The organism is Rhizobium hidalgonense (assembly GCF_005862185.2).
Lineage (GTDB): Bacteria > Pseudomonadota > Alphaproteobacteria > Rhizobiales > Rhizobiaceae > Rhizobium > Rhizobium hidalgonense.
The window spans coordinates 2,233,785-2,249,265 of sequence record NZ_CP054027.1; the positions used below are offsets into that span (position 1 = coordinate 2,233,785).

A 15,481-nucleotide genomic window follows, 5' to 3' on the forward strand; every position below is an offset into this window, starting at 1 on the left:
ATGTTGCTCAATGACGACTTCTCCCGGCGCGCCCTAGCTCATGCCGGCCGGCTCGAGTGGATGCCGAGCCCCGCGAAAGGCGTGGATCGGCGCATGCTGTTCCGCATCGGCGGTGAAAAGGCCCGCGCCACCTCGATCGTGCGCTATGCGGCCGGCAGCCGGTTCCCGCATCACGAACATCCAGGCGGTGAAGAGTTTCTCGTTCTGGACGGCGTCTTCCAGGACGAGAGCGGCGACTTCCCGGCCGGCAGCTACGTCAGAAACCCTCCCGGAACCGGGCATGCACCCGGAAGCGGGGACGGATGCGTGATCTTCGTCAAGCTCTGGCAGTTCAAGCAAGGCGACCGGGAACGGATCGTCCGCCTGCCCGGCGAAGGCCGGAGCGGCGGGCTTAGCGATACAGTCACGTCGTCGACGACCCTCTTCGAGGGAGCATACGAGCGTGTAATGCTCGAGGACTGGCGAGCGAATGCCGACATCGAGTTCGCCAATCCCCAAGGACTTGAGCTGCTGGTGATCGACGGCTCCCTGACCGAGGCCGGCGATACACTTGAACGCTGGAGCTGGCTACGCCTTCCCCAGGGCCAAATGTTCCGCGCACGGGTTGGAGATCGTGGCGCAAAGGTCTGGCACAAGGCGGCCCGTCTGCTTCACGACGACGTCTGCAGCTTCGACCAGGCAGAAGATGAAGGACCGGCGAGATGAAAGCATGCAGCGTAGCCGTCGTCGGTGCCGGCCTCGCCGGCCTTTATGCGGCACGCACGCTCCACGCTTCGGGTATCGACGTGATCGTTCTCGAAGCACGGCATCGGCTGGGCGGCCGCATTCTGACGGCCGATGAAGCCGGCATGCCGGCAGAAGACGGCTTCGACCTCGGCCCGTCCTGGTACTGGCCGCAGATGCAGCCGCCGATGGAGACGCTGATCGGCGAACTCAGCCTCCATTCCTTCGCACAAAACAGTGAGGGCGACGTGATCATCGAAAGGATGTCCCGGGAGACGCCGCAGCGCTACCAACCCATAATGGCGGACCAGCAGTCGATGCGGCTTTCCGGCGGCATGGCATCGGTGGTGCGTGCATTGGCGCGCGACGTTCCCGCCCGACCGGATCCTCTGCGATGCGACGGTGACGGCGATGTCGCTGTCCGACACCGGGATTGAACTTACCGTCAAAACAGGCCGGGGAAGCAGCGACATCCTCCAGGCGGAGCAAGTTGTCGCGGCCCTCCCGCCCCGGCTGCTGGAAGCGACCGTCAGCTTCAGCCCGGAGCAGGATAAGGCAACCGCCGCCTGCTGGCGCGACACCGCCACATGGATGGCTCCGCACGCGAAGTTTTTTGCCGTCTACGACGAACCATTCTGGCGAACAGCCGGCTTGTCGGGCACCGCGCAGAGCATGGTGGGACCGCTGGTGGAAATCCATGACGCGACGACCGCCTCGGGCAAGGCCGCCCTCTTCGGCTTCCCAGGTGTCGGCGCAGATCAGCGCGCTGCGCTCGGCGAGGAGACTTTGAAACAAGCCTGCCTGGCACAACTCTCCAAATTGTTCGGCTCAGCGGCCCTCAAGCCTCGAGCGGTTCTGCTGAAGGACTGGGCGGCCGATCCGCTGACAGCCACCGCCGCCGACCGTGTGGGCGGCGGGCATCCGCTGCCGGGAAACTCGCAATGGGTGTCTGGCCTGTGGAAGGACCGCCTCATCCTGGCGGGAAGCGAGACAAGTCCTTCCGAACCTGGTTATCTCGCCGGCGCAGTCGTCGCTGCCGGTCGCGCGGTCGCCGACATCCTGTCGAAGATGGATTCCAGATGAACGTGATGCATCAAGCCTCGGCCGACCCGGCAGCCGCAAAGCGCAACTCCTGGGTCCTGACGGTTGCACAGGCCTTCGGTGGCGCTAATGCTCCGATCATCGTCTCGCTCGGCGGTCTGGTCGGGCAGCATCTGTCGACCGATCCCGATCTGGTCACGCTTCCCGTCAGCCTTCTCAGCCTTGGGCTGGCGCTCGGGACCCTGCCTGCCGCCTGGGTGATGCGTCGGTTCGGACGCAAGTCCGGATATCTGCTGGGCTCGGTGATCGGCGTGGTTTCGGGCTTGATCGCTGCGCTGGGGATTATGCTCTCCAGCTTTTTTGTGTTCTGCCTGGGCACCTGTCTCGCAGGCTTCTATTCCTCCTACGTACAAAGCTACCGGTTTGCCGCGACTGACAATACCACCGCGGCGCAGAGCCAGAAGGCGATCGCCCGCGTCATGGTCGGTGGCCTGATCGCAGCGATCATAGGCCCGCAACTGGTAATTTGGACCCGCGATGCGCTTCCGGGAACGCCCTTCGCCGGAAGCTTCTTCAGTCAGGCCGTCCTTGCAGCCGTGGCATTTCCGGTGCTGCTCATGCTTCGCACATCGACGCCGCCGCCGGCTCATGCATCGGAAAGCGCGCCGGAGCGGCCCCTTTTCCAGATCCTGACATCCCCGCGCTATCTCCTTGCCATGGCAACCGGTGTCGTATCCTACGGGCTGATGACCTTCGTCATGACGGCGTCGCCGATCGCCATGGTCGGGCATGGTCACTCGATCGACCAGGCGGCATTGGGCATCCAATGGCATATTCTCGCCATGTATGCCCCGAGCTTCGTTACCGGCCGCCTGATGGTGCGCTTCGGCAAGGAACGCGTCGCGGCCGTCGGCCTGCTTCTCATCGGAAGTTCGGCGGCCGTCGCGCTCTCCGGCTTCGACATCGCCCATTTCTGGCTCTCGCTGGTTCTGCTCGGCATCGGCTGGAACTTCGGCTTCATCGGAGCAACCGCCATGGTGGCCGACTGCCACACGCCGGCGGAACGCAGCAAGGTGCAGGGCGCAAACGACTTCATGGTCTTCGGTACGGTCGCCTGCGCATCTTTCTCAGCCGGGTCGCTTCTCCATAGCTCCGGCTGGGAGACGATCAACTGGATCGTCCTTCCGGCCGCCGCCCTGGTGCTGGTTCCGCTGGTCTGGCGGGCGGCGCGGCCCGGCGATCATTCGGGAAGACCGGCCTTACGATAGCCATCGACGAAATGCTCGCGCGTTCGAGCGTCGCGGAACGGCTCGGTTTCTGCCCAGTGACGGATGGAAAAATGCGGGTTCGCGACGAGGAAGAGGTCGGTCTCGGCGCGAGCCTCGTCGAGCCGCCCAAGCTGGGCAAGGCTTGCCGCCAGGAAACGGCGTGAGCTTGTGCGATAGGTCTCGTCGCGGCGCAGCGTCTCGACGGCGGCAGCATATTGCCCGGCCGCATATTGCGCCTGACCGAGCGTCAGATAGTACCAGCTTGCCGGAAACGGGTTCAGCCGGAACGCTTTGCGAATGTGTTCGAGCCCCTCCCCGACCCGGCCGGCAAGGACGGTGATGTCGGATAGCGCCGCAAAAGTATCGGCCTCGTTCGGATCGAGCTCGATCGCCTTGGCGAATTCGGCATCCGCTTTTTCGAAATCGCGATCATAAGCAAGCAGGTAAGCCAGGACCCAACGGCAGCCGGCATCGTTGGGATCGATCGCGGCAGCCTTGCGCGCCAGTTCCATAGCAAGACTACGGCGGGATTCCGTCGGCCCGCCGCTATGAACCCATCCCATCCAGTGGTTCATGGCAAGCAGCGATAGGCCTCGGCATAATCGGGGTCGAGGGAGACGGCGCGTGTTAGCATCAGATGCGCCTCCTCAGCCGCCTGCGGGGAATCGTCCATCAGCCTGCGCGCCCGCACACAGAGATCGTAAGCCTCGAGGCTGCTTGGCCGTTTGCGCGGCGGTGGTGCGCGCAGCCGCCCGAGCAGCGCCTCGACGATCTTCTCCGTCACCTCGTCCTGAACGGCAAAGATATCGTCGAGGCTGCGATCGAAGCGTTCCGCCCATGGGTGATCGCCGCTGACGGCGTCGATCAGCTTGGCATTGATGCGCACCCGCCCTGCTGCGCGTCGGGCGCTGCCTTCGAGGAGGTAACGCACGCCGAGTTCCTCGGCGATCTCTCCCACGTCGACCGCCTTTCCCTTGTAGGAAAAAGCCGAATTGCGGGCGATGACGAACAAGCCCGGGATCCTGGAGAGGTCGGTAATCAGGTCCTCCGTCAACCCATCGGCGAAGAATTCCTGCTCCGGATCGTTGCTGATACTGACGAAGGGCAGCACAGCTATAGATGGCCGGTCGGGCAGCGGCAAAGCTTTCGGCTTGACGGCGCCGAGCTGATGCATTGCCCCGGTAAAGCGGTAGCCGACGCGCGGAACCGTGGCAATCCACTGGCGGCCGTCAGCAGCCGGGCCAAGCAGCTTTCGCAGCTGCGCGATCTGGACGGTGAGGTTGCCCTCCTCGACGGCCCTGCCGGGCCAGGCCGCATCCATCAACTCCGCCTTGCCGAGAATTTCGCCGGCGCGCCCGACGAGCGCCGCTAGCAGCTTCAGCCCGCGATGGCCGACGGCAACCGGATCGTCATTCCGAAGGAGCGTTCCCGCAGCCGGATCAAGCACGAACGGACCAAAGGCAAAATGAAACTCCTGCATAGGCTTATCCTAGAGTCTTTAAAGCTTGGATGAAACTCGCTCGTGATCCCATACACGTGGCTCGCTGTGCGAAGCAGGATCAAGTCTGCCGGACGATGGCGCCGATCGCATTGACGAGGACCCGCGCGGCGGTGAGCGCCGACAGGCCGGCGATGTCGGCGGGAGGATAGAGCTCGACAAGATCGAATCCCGCGATCCTCGCCCGTCTGCCGAGGCCGGCGATCAGGTCGATCACCTGCGTGTAGGTGAGGCCACCGGGGGTACGCGCCGCCACGCCCGGAATGATGCCCGGATCGATGCTGTCGCAATCAAGGGTGACGACGACCTGCACTCCGTCCGGGATATGCTGGAGGGCGGCGCCGACGCCCTGGCTATGAACCTCGCGAGCGGTCACAAAACAGCTGCCATAGCGTTGCGCCGCTTCGACGTCGGCGGTGCGCCCGCTGCCGACACTGCGCAGGCCGACTTGCACCATGCCGGCGACATGCGGCATCTCGCTCGCTCGGCGCATCGGACTTGAATAGCCGTGTTGTTCGCCATGCACCCCGTCGCGCCAGTCGATATGGGCGTCGATCTGCAGGACCCAGACCGGCCCTTGCGCCGCAAAGCCGGCAAGGAACGGAATGGTCACGGAACAGTCGCCGCCGAGCAGGATCGGTATGGCCGGCAGCGCCAATAGCTCACGCGTCTTCGCCTCGATCCGAGCCCTGTTGCCGATATTGTCGTGCATGGTGGTTTCGACATCGCCGGCGTCGATGCATGAGATCGGCTTGCCTCCGAACAGCGGACCGCCGAGATCGAAATCCCAGTGCTCGACGAGCCCGGCATCGATCTGGCTTGCAGTACGGATGGCGCCGGCGGCCAAGGCATAGCCGCTGCTGTCCTTGCCGGGATAGGTGGTGCCGTGGGCAGCCGCGAAAATCACCGCGCGGGGCAAACGATCATCAGCGAGGCGATTGGGAAGGCCGAGAAAAGTGGGTGAGGCGGTCATTTCCTGATAGTCCTGCGTTCGATCCTGACTTGTTTAGCCCTTTTGGAAATTTTTGAGAACTTTTTGGGAGACCTTAATTACGGCGCTCGCCATTTCCCGCAGAATTCATCCTCTTGAGCGAGGACATCTGCATGAGTGCCGAAACTATCCCATCACCGACGAGGGCCCGCATCCCATGGGCGGCGATGGCTGGGATCATCGCGACCGTCACGGTATTCGCCGTGGCGCAGGGGCTGACCTATCCCCTGCTGAGCTTCATCCTGGAGCGGCAGGGAACGACATCTGGCCTGATCGGCCTGTCGGCGGCGATGACGCCGCTGGGTTTCATCGTATCGGCGCCCTTCATTCCGGCGCTGTCGCGGCGCCTGGGCGGGGCGCGGCTGGCCATTCTGTGTGCGATCCTGGCCGCCCTCACCCTGATTGTGATTGGCTTAATGCAGAATGTTTGGGCCTGGATGCCGCTGCGCTTGCTGCTCGGCGTCTTCGCCAATCCGCTATATGTGATCAGCGAGACGTGGCTGATCTCGATCACGCCGGCGCTGCGGCGCGGCCGTATCATGGGCCTTTATTCGTCGATCGTTTCAGCAGGCTTCGCCATCGGGCCGCTGTCGCTCGGCCTCACCGGCACGGAGGGCTGGCCGCCCTTCGTGATCGGCATCGCGGCCTTCCTCGCCTGCGGTTTCATCGTGATTGCCGTCGCGCCACGCGTGCCAAAGATGCCTGGTGAAGGCGAGGCAACATCGCTGGGCGGCTTTCTCGTGCTGGCGCCGCTGCTGTTGTTTGCGGTTTTCACAGCTGCCGCCTTCGAACAGATCCTGCTTTCTCTCTTCGCAGTCTATGGCGCGGCGCTCGGCAGCGCCGAGGGACGCATCGCTTCGCTGCTCACATGTTTCATCGCCGGTAATGCCGTTATGCAGATCTTGCTCGGTCGCCTCGCCGAACTGTTCGGCTCGAAGCCCACCATGGCATTCTGCGTCCTGGCTTGCCTTGCCGGTTGCCTGCTGCTGCCGTTGGTCTTCGACGCATGGCTGATCTGGCCACTGGTTTTCGTCTGGGGCGGGGTCTCGTTCGGGATCTACACCCTATCGCTGATCCAGCTCGGCGAGCGTTTTACCGGCAAGGCCCTGATCGCCGGCAACGCCGCCTTCGCTTTGGCTTGGGGCGTCGGCGGCATGGCGGGCTCGCCCGCGGCAGGATCGGCGATGCAACTGATCGGACATCAAGGGCTGCCGTCCTCCCTTGGCCTGCTCAGCTGCGTCCTGGCAGTGTCTCTGATGGCCGAGAGACGGCGGAGCTGATCGCGGAATTTCCTTGTGCTCGCAGCGGACCTCCGTTTGCTGGCGACGGTTCAACCTATACCATTCGAAGCGCCTATCGTACCGCCGCAGGCAGCACTTCCATCTTCCAGAAGTTTTCCGGGTTGAAATAGGTCGCGGCAAATTCGCGGATATCCTCGGGGGTGATCTTGTCGTAGCCGCTGAGATTGTCGCGTATCCGGTCTAAGCGGCGCTCATCCGTCTGAGCGCCGCGCAGATATTCAATCCAATATTCGTTGCTCTGCCGCTGGTGCTTCAGTGTCTCGATGATCGGTTCCCGGGCGCGTGCGAACTCGTCCGAAGAGACACCATGCGACCGCAGGTCGTTGGCGACTTCAGCGACAAGTGCATAGAAGCGCGCGATCTTTGCCGGCTCCGTTTCGACGTAGAAAAATGCGTAGCCATAGCCGGGAATTTCCCGTGACAGTTTTGCGTCACCCTCCAGGACGTAGCTTGCGCCTTCGGCGATACGAAACTGGTCAATCAACCTGTTCTGGAAAATCTGGGTGGCGATATTGGCCGTGAACGACCGCGGCAGATCGGAGAGCAAATCGCCGATCGGAACTCCGAAGGCAGCGGCCGCATTATCCGCCCTGCCGCTATGGGTCAGCAAAACGGGCGTCTTGTTCGCCGCCGGAAAACGCAAGTCACCCCAATCATTGCTCGGCGCTGCCTCCGGCCGCGGCGGCAAAGCGCCGAAGGTTTCAGCTGTCATCCGGATTGCGCCATCCACCGTGACGTCGCCGACGATGGTGATATCGATCGGGCCGTTGGAAACCATAGGCCGGAACAGCGTCTCGAAATCTTCCGGCTTAGCGGCGGACAACGGGCGGGCGATGTGAAAACCTGATCGTCATCGACGCTGCTCGCCAGCATGGAAGCGATGTCGGTGGTCGTGCACGTCGCGGCGCCAGCTGCGGCAGCCTGGAGGGCAGAGCGGTATTCGAGGATTTCGCGATCGATCTCTGCCTGCGCAACGCCGAATTCCTGGATACGCCGCTGTTCCTGATCAATGGTCTTGAGCGCCGCCTGCCATTTATCCGGCTCGGAATTCGCCGCGATCAGGACGACATGCGCGGAATCGAGCAGATTCTGGGAGCCGACGCCGGCACTGATGAAAGGGGCGTCCGCCTTGCTGGCGATGGTGCTCACCCGACGCTTGAGCACCAACAGGCCGAGATCTTCGATAAACCCGGCGCGGCGCTTGGCGAACGTGTCGGGCGCGGCGTCATAGGGACGCGTCCAGGCGATCTGTATGCTGGTCATGCCGCCGGGAACGACGAGGACGTCCGCGCTTTCGCCTTTCGTCTCCAATGTGCCAGGATCCGGTTTTGCAGGCGGCGGCCCCACGGCCTTCCAGTCGCCGAAGCGTTGCCGGATTTCGATTTCCATGGCCGCGGGGTCGATATCGCCCACAACCATCAGCGTTGCCCGCTCGGGCCGGTAATTGGCCCGGTAGTAATCACGGACAATATCCACGGGGGCATTGCTGATGATGTCGGTTTTGCCGATCGGCGCGCGCATGGTCGCGCGCCGGCCGGCGAGCAACGAATTCATGATTCCGAGCCCGGCGCGATATTGCGGCGTGTCGCGCAGCCGCTCCTCCGACAGGATGACGCCGCGTTCGCGATCGAAGGCGCCGGCATCGAGGGTCAGCTCGCTCGCCGTCTCCCGCATCAGCATCAGGCCCGTCGAAACCGTGTCGGCATCGACCTCGGGAAGATCGAGCGCATAGACAGTCTCATCATAAGAGGTATGGGCGTTGGTATCAGGCCCAAAGGCCAGGCCCTTGCGCTGCAGAATGCGGATAATCTCCCCTTCGGCGACATGTGTCGAACCCTTGAAGGCCATGTGCTCAAGAAAATGCGCCAGGCCCTGCTGGTTGTCGTTTTCCTCAAGCGAGCCGGAGCCGATACGAAGGCGGATCGCTGCCTGCCCGGGTGGCGTGGCATTGCGCATGATCGCAAATCGCATTCCATTGGCAAGCGTGCCGAAATGGACGTTGGTGTCGGCTTGGAGGTCGCTTTGCGTTTGCGGCCAGGGCGTGGACAGGGTGTCCGCATAGGTCGACGACGCGAAGCTTGCGACAAGGGCGACCGTCGCGAGAAACCGCCAGGCGGCGGAGCATTCCATTTTGTGAAACATTCTTGTCCAGGGATGAGCGTGAAGGGGGGATTGCGTTGATCTGACTATTCCACAGGTTGCATTTTTCTTCAACTTCCCTGTGTGCGAGACGACGAGAAGCGAAAACTTCGGCTAGCGCCTCACCCAATGTCAGACCAATGTCATCGAAGGCTCCTAAGGGATTGCGCCTTATCTGTCACCAGGAGGCGTTTTCGATGGCGACATTGCAGCAGGTCGCATTCCGGGCCGGATGCTCGCTGGCAACGGCAAGCCGGGTCCTCAACCGCAATGGACCGGCGAGCGAGCTGATGGTGCGCAAGGTGCGCCGCGCCGCCGCAGAACTCGGCTATCGCCCGGCCGGCCTCTCCGCCGGGCGGATCGGGCGCAGGCCGGTGGTCGGCGTGCTGATTCCAAGCATCACCAATCCGGTCTTTGCCTCGTCGCTGTCGAGCATCCAGAACCGCATGCTGGTGGCCGGCCATGGCGTGTTGATCGCCCAGTCGAATTACGATCCGGGGCGCGAGGCCGATGCCGTCGCAGCACTTCTGAACGACCGGCCAACCGGGCTGATCCTGACCGTCTGCGATCCCTCGACCAGCGAGGCGCTGTTGGCCGGGCTGCCGCCGACCGTGCTGCTCAACAACCTGCCGACCGCGCAGTTTCCGGCGGCCGTCACCGCCGACAATCGCGGCGCCGGCCGCGAGATCGCCACCTTCCTGATTGGCATGGGGCATCGCCTCATTCTCTTCCTCTCCGGCAATTTCGCCGCTTCCGACCGCGCCCGCCTTCGCCACCGGGGTTATCTCGACGCCATGGCGGAGAACGGACTGACACCGCTCGACGCCGTGCAGATCCCCTTCGTCGGCGGCTATGACCAGCTCGATCTCGGCACTGCGATGACCTCGCTTGCGCCGACGGCGATCATCGCCTCCAACGACCTTCTGGCGCTCGGCGTCATCGGCGCGCTGAAGCGCGAGGGGCTGTCGGTGCCGGGGGATGTTTCGGTCGCCGGCTTCGACGGCATCGCCATCGGCCGGCTGATCGATCCGCCGCTGACGACAATCGAAATGCCGGATGCCAGCATGGGGGCGACAGCCGCCTCGCTGCTGCTCGACATGGCAGAGAACGCCGCCCCTGCCCGCCATCTCGATGTCGCCTATACGCTTCGCCGCGGTGGCACGGTGCGCGCCATCTGAAGCTTCGAAACAAAAGGGCCGCCACGCGCTTGGCGTGGCGGCCCTACCCTCTTCCCTGACGGGCAGGATCATCAGCTGCGCGGCAGCATGCCCTCGACATCGGCGGCCGCGTCGTCGAGCGCTTCCTTCGGCTCGGCCGACTGGTCGACGATGCGCGAGAGATTGTCGACGATCGTCTGCGTGACCTTGACGCCGTTGGAACCCGGGAAGGCATACCACGGGATCATCACCGGCATCTGGCTGAGGCCTGCCTGGAACAGCCGGTTCTGCTTGTAGAAGTCGCCGAGATATTCCGGCGACTTGGCGGCAAGCTCGTTGTTCGGGACATAGCCGGTGCCGGGCACGACGACGGAGGCGCCGTAGGGGCCGGCGGCAAATTTGGCGAACTTCCAGGCAGCATCCTGCTTGGCGGCGTCATGCGTCAGGATGACGACGGCGTTGCCGCCGGTGGGAAGACGGCCGTTGACCGGATCGATCAGCGGGATCTTGGCGGTGCGCAGATCGAACTTATCGCCGACATTCTTGATGGTGTTGCGCAGCGCGCCCGTTGTCTGGAATTCGAAACCGACCTTGCCGGCTGCGAAAGCCTGTTCGCCGGCAGGCTTGGTGAAGACGGGCATGCCGCCCTCGGTGACGAGGCGATGCAGAACTTCGACGGCCTTTTCGCCTTCCGGGCCGTTGAAGGCAACCTTGCTTTCGTCGTCGCTCAACATCTTGCCGCCGGCGCCGAAAAGCAGTGCGGAAAACATCCAGTCGTCACCCTGCCAGCGGAAATCGATGCCGTCGACGCCGTTGCCGAGCGCCTTGATCTTGCCGCCGAGGGCGATGACCTCGTCCCAGGTCTTCGGCGGATTGTCGGGATCGCCGCCGGCCGCCTTCACGAGATCGGCGTTGTAATACATGATCGGATTGGAGGTGGCGAAAGCCAAGCCTACCTGCTTGCCCTTGACCTGGGCAAGCTTGAGGATCGTGTCGGAGAAACCCTGCTCGGCCATGTTGCCGTCCTTCTTGACGAGCGGGCCGAGGTCGACGGCGACGTCGCGTTCGTCGAGCATGCGCAGGCGGTTCAGGCCGATGAAGGTGATGTCGGGCATTTCGCTGGTGCCGACCTGGCGAAGGATCGTCTGGATGCCTTCTTCATAGGTTGCCGAGGGGCTGGCAAACTGGATCTTGATATCGGGGTTCTCAGCCATGAATTTCTTCGAGATCGTGTCCATCACGTCCTTGAAGAAACCCGGCATCGGGTAATGAACCGTCAGCGTCGTTTCGGCATGCGCCGGAAGCGCGATTGCCATCGAGACGGCCGCTGCGGCGAGAAGCTGGGTGATATGTTTCATCGCTCGTTCTCCTGGTTGAAGCCGGTCAGCCTTTGAGACCGGTCATGGTGATGCCCTCGACGAACCGCTTCTGCGCAAGCAGGAAGGCGGCGACGAGGGGAAGGGTAATGATGAGGGTCGCGGCCATCAGCGCGCCGTAATCGTCGCCGGCTTCGGCGGCGCGGAAATACATCAGCCCAAGCGGTGGCGTGGCATAGTCCTGCTTGCTGATGACGATCAGCGGCCAGTAGAGATCGTTCCAATGGGCGACGACCGAGAAGATGGCGAAGGCGGTGACCGCGGGCCAGGCATTCGGCACGATGACGCGGGCGACGATGCCGAGCTCCGACATGCCGTCGAGACGGGCGGCATGGATGAGATCGTCGGGCATTGCGCGAAAGAACTGCAGGAACATGAAGATCGCGAAGACCGAAATGGTGAAGGGCGCGACCAGAGCGGCATAGCTGTTGAGCAGCGAGGTACTGTTGAAAGCGACATAGAGCGGCAGCGCGGTCGCATGGATCGGCACGAGAAGGCCGAGCATGACCAACACCATCATGGCGCGGGCGGCGGCGAAGCGCAGCTTCGCCATGGCGTAGGCGCAGGGGATCGCCACCAGCACCTGGAGCAAGAAGATCAGCCCGCAGACGACGACGCCGTTCCACAAGAGCCGCGCCATCGGCACCCGGCTCAGGGCCTTGGCGAAATTCTCGGCATAGGCGAGATGCGCCGGTATCAGCGACAGCGACGAAGTGAAGATGTCGCTCTGCGTCTTGCCGGCCGCCGAGATCATGAAGATGTAGGGCGCGAGGAAAATGATCGCCCCGACGGAAAGCAGGCTCAGGCGGATGATCCTGCCGAGGGAAAAAGCGCTCGCCATCATGTGTAATGCACCCGGCGGTCGAGAATGCGGTATTGCAGGAACATCAGCACCACGAGGATCAGCAGAAACACCACCGTCATTGCCGAGGCGTAGCCGACGCGCAGGTAGACGAAGCCCTCCTGGTAGATCGTGAAGAGCAACACCTCAGACGCCTTGTTCGGGCCGCCCTCGGTCAGCGTCTTCACAGTCTCGAAGACCTTGACCGCATTGGTGATGCTGATGGTGATGACGAAAAGCGTCGTCGGTCCGAGCATCGGCCAGGTGACCAGCAGGAAGCGGTCGAAGGAGGATCTGGCGCCGTCGACTTCGGCTGCCGCATAAAGCTCGCGCGGGATCGCCGTCAGCCCGGCCAGGAATAGCACCATGTTGAAGCCGGCCGATTGCCAGACGCCGATGATCGACAGGCTGTAAAGCACCGTGCCGGAGCTGCCCAGCCAGTTCGGGCCGGGCAATCCCGCAAGCGCCAGCAGCGCGTTAACCGGGCCGATCGTCGGGTGGAACATATATTGCCAGACGGTCGCCATGGCGACGATCAGCGAGGCGACCGGCAGGAAGTAGGCGGTGCGGAAGAAGCTGCGCGCCGCGGTCTCACTCTCGATCAGCATGGCGATGCCGAGGCCGAGAAGGATCGAGACCGGTGCTACGATCGCCGTATAGACCGTCGTATTCCACAGCGACTTGCGAAAGGTGCGGTCGGTGATCAGGTGCGCGTAATTTTCGAAGCCGACGAAACGGAACTTGCCGTAACCGAGTTCGAAGTCGGTGAAACCGAGGGCGACGACAGCCGCGACCGGCAACAGCACGAAGAGAAACAGCAGGACGACCGCCGGCAGCACCAGCATCCAGGCGATGCGGGCCTCACTGCGGCGATGCGCAATGGCGGCACTATCAGGGATGACCAGGGAGGCGACGCTAGCCATGCGCCCTCTCCCGCTCGGCATCGGAATTGCCAGCAGGCCCGGCATCAGTAGCGCTGAGTCCGGCATCACCACTCGCAACGAAGCCGGCCAGCCGGCTGCCGTCCTCGGCAAAGATCAGCGTGCGGCCTGGCGACAATCGCAGTCCGACGGCATCGCCCGCCGCAAGCCCGGAGGCTTCGGACGGCTGCACCTTGGCGACGATAGTCTCGCCGATCTCGTCGAGCCGGCAATGGAGGATGACGTCAGATCCCAGGAATTCGAGGCGTTCGATCCGGGCCGCAAGGCCGTCGTGCCGGCTCTTGGCGAGAAAGACGAATTCCGGGCGAATGGCGAGCGTCACCGGCATCTTGCTGTCGGGTGCATTTTCAAGCGTCAGCCGCAGGCCGCCGCAGAGAACGACACCGCCTTCGGCAAAGGCGGGAAGCAGGTTGATGCGCGGCTGGCCGATGAAGCGGGCGACCTCGATATGGGCCGGATCGTCATAGATGACCTGAGGACTTGCGATCTGCAGCAATCGGCCGCCCATCATGACGGCGACGCGGTCGGCCATCGACAGCGCTTCCGCCTGGTCATGGGTGACATAGAGCGTCGGCACGCCGGCGCGGCGATGGAGTTCGACGATTTCGCCGCGGGCGTGGACGCGCAGGTTGGCGTCCAGATTGGACAGCGGCTCATCCATCAGGAAGATGCTCGGCTGGCGCACCATGGCGCGGGCGAGCGCCACGCGCTGGCGCTGGCCGCCCGACATCTGGCCGGGCTTGCGGTCGAGCAGGTGGTCGATCTTCAGCGATGCCGCCATCTCCCGGACGTCGCGGGCGATCGCCGCGCGGGTGGCGCGCTGGCCCGGCATCAATGATCCAACGAAAGGCAGCCGCTCCATTCTCGACAGGCGGCGCATCGCCAGCGGTACGGCAATATTCTGCGAGGCCGTCAGATGCGGATAGAGTGCGTAGGATTGGAAGACCATGGCGATGTTGCGCTCAGCAGCCGCCACACCGGACATGTCTCGTCCGCCGATTAGGATCTCACCACGGTCGGCATGGTCGAGGCCGGCGAGAACGCGCAGCAGCGTGCTCTTGCCACAGCCGGAGGGGCCGACCAGCGCGATGAATTCACTCGCCCCGACATCGAGGCTGACGCCATTGAGGATCTGGTTGCCGCCGAATGCCTTGGCGATGCCGCGAAGCGAAAGCGCGCTCATTCGACGGGCTCCCGCTGCTTGACCGCCTGGGGGTAGACCTCGTGCACGACGTCGTCGAGCACATAAGCAGTCATGCCTGGGACGGCGACGATCTCGCTTTCGACCGATGTATCGAACTCGTGAACGACGGCGCCGATCAGGCGCTCGCCCGGCATCTCGCGCTCCATCTTGTCGATGATGAAGGCGGCCGACGGACCCCAGATCAGCTGGGTATTGTCGAAACGTCCCTGCCAGGCCCAGTGGAGATGGCCGCTGGCAAACAGCGCCACGTCATGGGCTGCTATCAGATCATAGAGCCGCCGGCGCTGGACCGGACGAACGCTCCAGTAGCCGGTATCGCCTTCATCCGGTGCATCGACGAACAGAGGTTTGTGGGCGAAAAGGGCCACGCGCCGCCCTGCCCTCTCTTCGAATGCCTTGGCGAGCCATTCGAACTGGGCCTCTTCCTCCTCGTCCTCATGACCGAGAAGCAGCGAATTCAAGCCGATGAAGCGCCACTCGGCCGCATCCTCCAGCCAGCGATCGTCACCGGCAAGGCTGCGCCAGCGGGCCAGCCGCTCGGTATTGACGGGTTGGTCGGAATCCTTGAGATGGCCGACATCGTGATTGCCGGGAACGATCAGCATTGGGATCGACACCTGGCGCATCAGATCCATCGAAAAGGTGATGTCCTCGTCCTTGTCGGCACCGTCGACGGTGAGATCGCCGGTATGGACGAGCAGGTCGGCGCCGGTCCTTTCGATCCAGTTCAGAAGCGGCGCCCAGTTGCCGTTGAAATGCGGCTTGTTCGGGCTGAAATGGGTGTCGGTGATCTGAATGATTTTCATGAGCGCGTCTCCGAGACCTGGGAAGCGCATCCTGCGCACTCCCTTCTCGGGCCCTCTCTAGAAGGCTCCCATATCAATCAGACATCCGCGGTTTTCAGCTGTTTCTCAGTTTTGACATCGATTTGTCATGCAAGGAGAAGGCTGCCCGCCGGAACGGGCAGCCTTCTCTGGCATTTGGAATTTAAAACGCGGTAC

General features: G+C 63.3%; 10 protein-coding genes and 3 pseudogenes. 5 read left to right on the forward strand and 8 right to left on the reverse strand.

The window, feature by feature from the left end; all coding sequences use genetic code 11:
- The 3 genes and pseudogenes from FFM81_RS10670 (at position 1) to FFM81_RS10680 (ending at position 3,032) form a co-directional block, all read left to right on the forward strand.
- Positions 1-705 carry a cupin domain-containing protein gene (locus FFM81_RS10670; RefSeq protein ID WP_003573115.1) on the forward strand — a complete coding sequence of 235 codons (705 nt, stop codon included), beginning with the start codon at positions 1-3 and terminating at the stop codon, positions 703-705.
- Positions 702-1,806, forward strand: a pseudogene (locus FFM81_RS10675) (flavin monoamine oxidase family protein). The gene FFM81_RS10670 and the pseudogene FFM81_RS10675 overlap by 4 nt, the downstream one beginning before the upstream one ends.
- Positions 1,803-3,032 (forward strand): MFS transporter, encoded by a 1,230-nt coding sequence (locus FFM81_RS10680; protein ID WP_097533487.1) that lies wholly within the window; start codon positions 1,803-1,805, stop codon positions 3,030-3,032. Before FFM81_RS10675 ends, FFM81_RS10680 begins: the two are co-directional and overlap by 4 nt.
- Here FFM81_RS10680 and FFM81_RS10685 read toward each other — a convergent pair.
- Positions 3,005-4,512, reverse strand: a pseudogene (locus FFM81_RS10685) (winged helix-turn-helix domain-containing tetratricopeptide repeat protein). The gene FFM81_RS10680 and the pseudogene FFM81_RS10685 overlap by 28 nt on opposite strands.
- A gap of 79 nt (positions 4,513-4,591) precedes the next feature.
- Positions 4,592-5,503 (reverse strand): agmatinase, encoded by a 912-nt coding sequence (locus FFM81_RS10690; RefSeq protein ID WP_003573121.1) that lies wholly within the window; start codon positions 5,501-5,503, stop codon positions 4,592-4,594.
- Between the two features lie 131 nt (positions 5,504-5,634).
- Here FFM81_RS10690 and FFM81_RS10695 point away from each other — a divergent pair, with 131 nt between their 5' ends.
- Entirely contained in the window at positions 5,635-6,801 is a 1,167-nt protein-coding gene (locus FFM81_RS10695) for an MFS transporter (RefSeq protein WP_138384288.1), read from the forward strand.
- 346 nt (positions 6,802-7,147) lie between these two features.
- On the opposite strand, the pseudogene FFM81_RS10700 reads toward FFM81_RS10695, so the two are convergent.
- A pseudogene (locus FFM81_RS10700) lies at positions 7,148-8,964 on the reverse strand (M16 family metallopeptidase); the annotation flags it as partial.
- A 194-nt stretch (positions 8,965-9,158) separates the two neighbouring features.
- Between FFM81_RS10700 and FFM81_RS10705 the strand changes: the two are divergent.
- Complete coding sequence (locus tag FFM81_RS10705) at positions 9,159-10,139, forward strand: substrate-binding domain-containing protein (protein ID WP_138384289.1); 981 nt, start codon at positions 9,159-9,161, stop codon at positions 10,137-10,139.
- Between the two features lie 71 nt (positions 10,140-10,210).
- On the opposite strand, the gene FFM81_RS10710 is transcribed toward FFM81_RS10705, so the two are convergent.
- Genes FFM81_RS10710 through FFM81_RS10730 form a run of 5 tightly spaced genes read right to left on the reverse strand, consistent with a single transcriptional unit; the run spans position 10,211 to position 15,286 of the window.
- Positions 10,211-11,476, reverse strand: a complete 1,266-nt coding sequence (locus FFM81_RS10710; protein ID WP_138384290.1) for an ABC transporter substrate-binding protein — start codon at positions 11,474-11,476, stop codon at positions 10,211-10,213.
- A 25-nt stretch (positions 11,477-11,501) separates the two neighbouring features.
- On the reverse strand, positions 11,502-12,338 hold the full coding sequence (locus FFM81_RS10715) for a carbohydrate ABC transporter permease (protein WP_003573129.1): 837 nt from the start codon (positions 12,336-12,338) through the stop codon (positions 11,502-11,504).
- Complete coding sequence (locus FFM81_RS10720) at positions 12,335-13,258, reverse strand: carbohydrate ABC transporter permease (RefSeq protein WP_037092926.1); 924 nt, start codon at positions 13,256-13,258, stop codon at positions 12,335-12,337. The genes FFM81_RS10715 and FFM81_RS10720 overlap by 4 nt, the downstream gene beginning before the upstream one ends.
- On the reverse strand, positions 13,251-14,459 hold the full coding sequence (locus FFM81_RS10725) for an ABC transporter ATP-binding protein (protein WP_138384291.1): 1,209 nt from the start codon (positions 14,457-14,459) through the stop codon (positions 13,251-13,253). The genes FFM81_RS10720 and FFM81_RS10725 overlap by 8 nt, the downstream gene beginning before the upstream one ends.
- Complete coding sequence (locus FFM81_RS10730; protein WP_138384292.1) at positions 14,456-15,286, reverse strand: metallophosphoesterase family protein; 831 nt, start codon at positions 15,284-15,286, stop codon at positions 14,456-14,458. The genes FFM81_RS10725 and FFM81_RS10730 overlap by 4 nt, the downstream gene beginning before the upstream one ends.
- Positions 15,287-15,481: the final 195 nt, after the last annotated feature.

Excerpts from the sequence above, each read along its gene's own strand:
- FFM81_RS10670 (WP_003573115.1), top strand. The coding sequence starts at position 1 with ATGTTGCTCAATGACGACTTCTCCCGGCGCGCCCTAGCTCATGCCGGC.
- FFM81_RS10680 (WP_097533487.1), top strand. The coding sequence starts at position 1,803 with ATGAACGTGATGCATCAAGCCTCGGCCGACCCGGCAGCCGCAAAGCGC.
- FFM81_RS10690 (WP_003573121.1), bottom strand. The coding sequence starts at position 5,503 with ATGACCGCCTCACCCACTTTTCTCGGCCTTCCCAATCGCCTCGCTGAT.
- FFM81_RS10695 (WP_138384288.1), top strand. The coding sequence starts at position 5,635 with ATGAGTGCCGAAACTATCCCATCACCGACGAGGGCCCGCATCCCATGG.
- FFM81_RS10705 (WP_138384289.1), top strand. The coding sequence starts at position 9,159 with ATGGCGACATTGCAGCAGGTCGCATTCCGGGCCGGATGCTCGCTGGCA.
- FFM81_RS10710 (WP_138384290.1), bottom strand. The coding sequence starts at position 11,476 with ATGAAACATATCACCCAGCTTCTCGCCGCAGCGGCCGTCTCGATGGCA.
- FFM81_RS10715 (WP_003573129.1), bottom strand. The coding sequence starts at position 12,338 with ATGATGGCGAGCGCTTTTTCCCTCGGCAGGATCATCCGCCTGAGCCTG.
- FFM81_RS10720 (WP_037092926.1), bottom strand. The coding sequence starts at position 13,258 with ATGGCTAGCGTCGCCTCCCTGGTCATCCCTGATAGTGCCGCCATTGCG.
- FFM81_RS10725 (WP_138384291.1), bottom strand. The coding sequence starts at position 14,459 with ATGAGCGCGCTTTCGCTTCGCGGCATCGCCAAGGCATTCGGCGGCAAC.
- FFM81_RS10730 (WP_138384292.1), bottom strand. The coding sequence starts at position 15,286 with ATGAAAATCATTCAGATCACCGACACCCATTTCAGCCCGAACAAGCCG.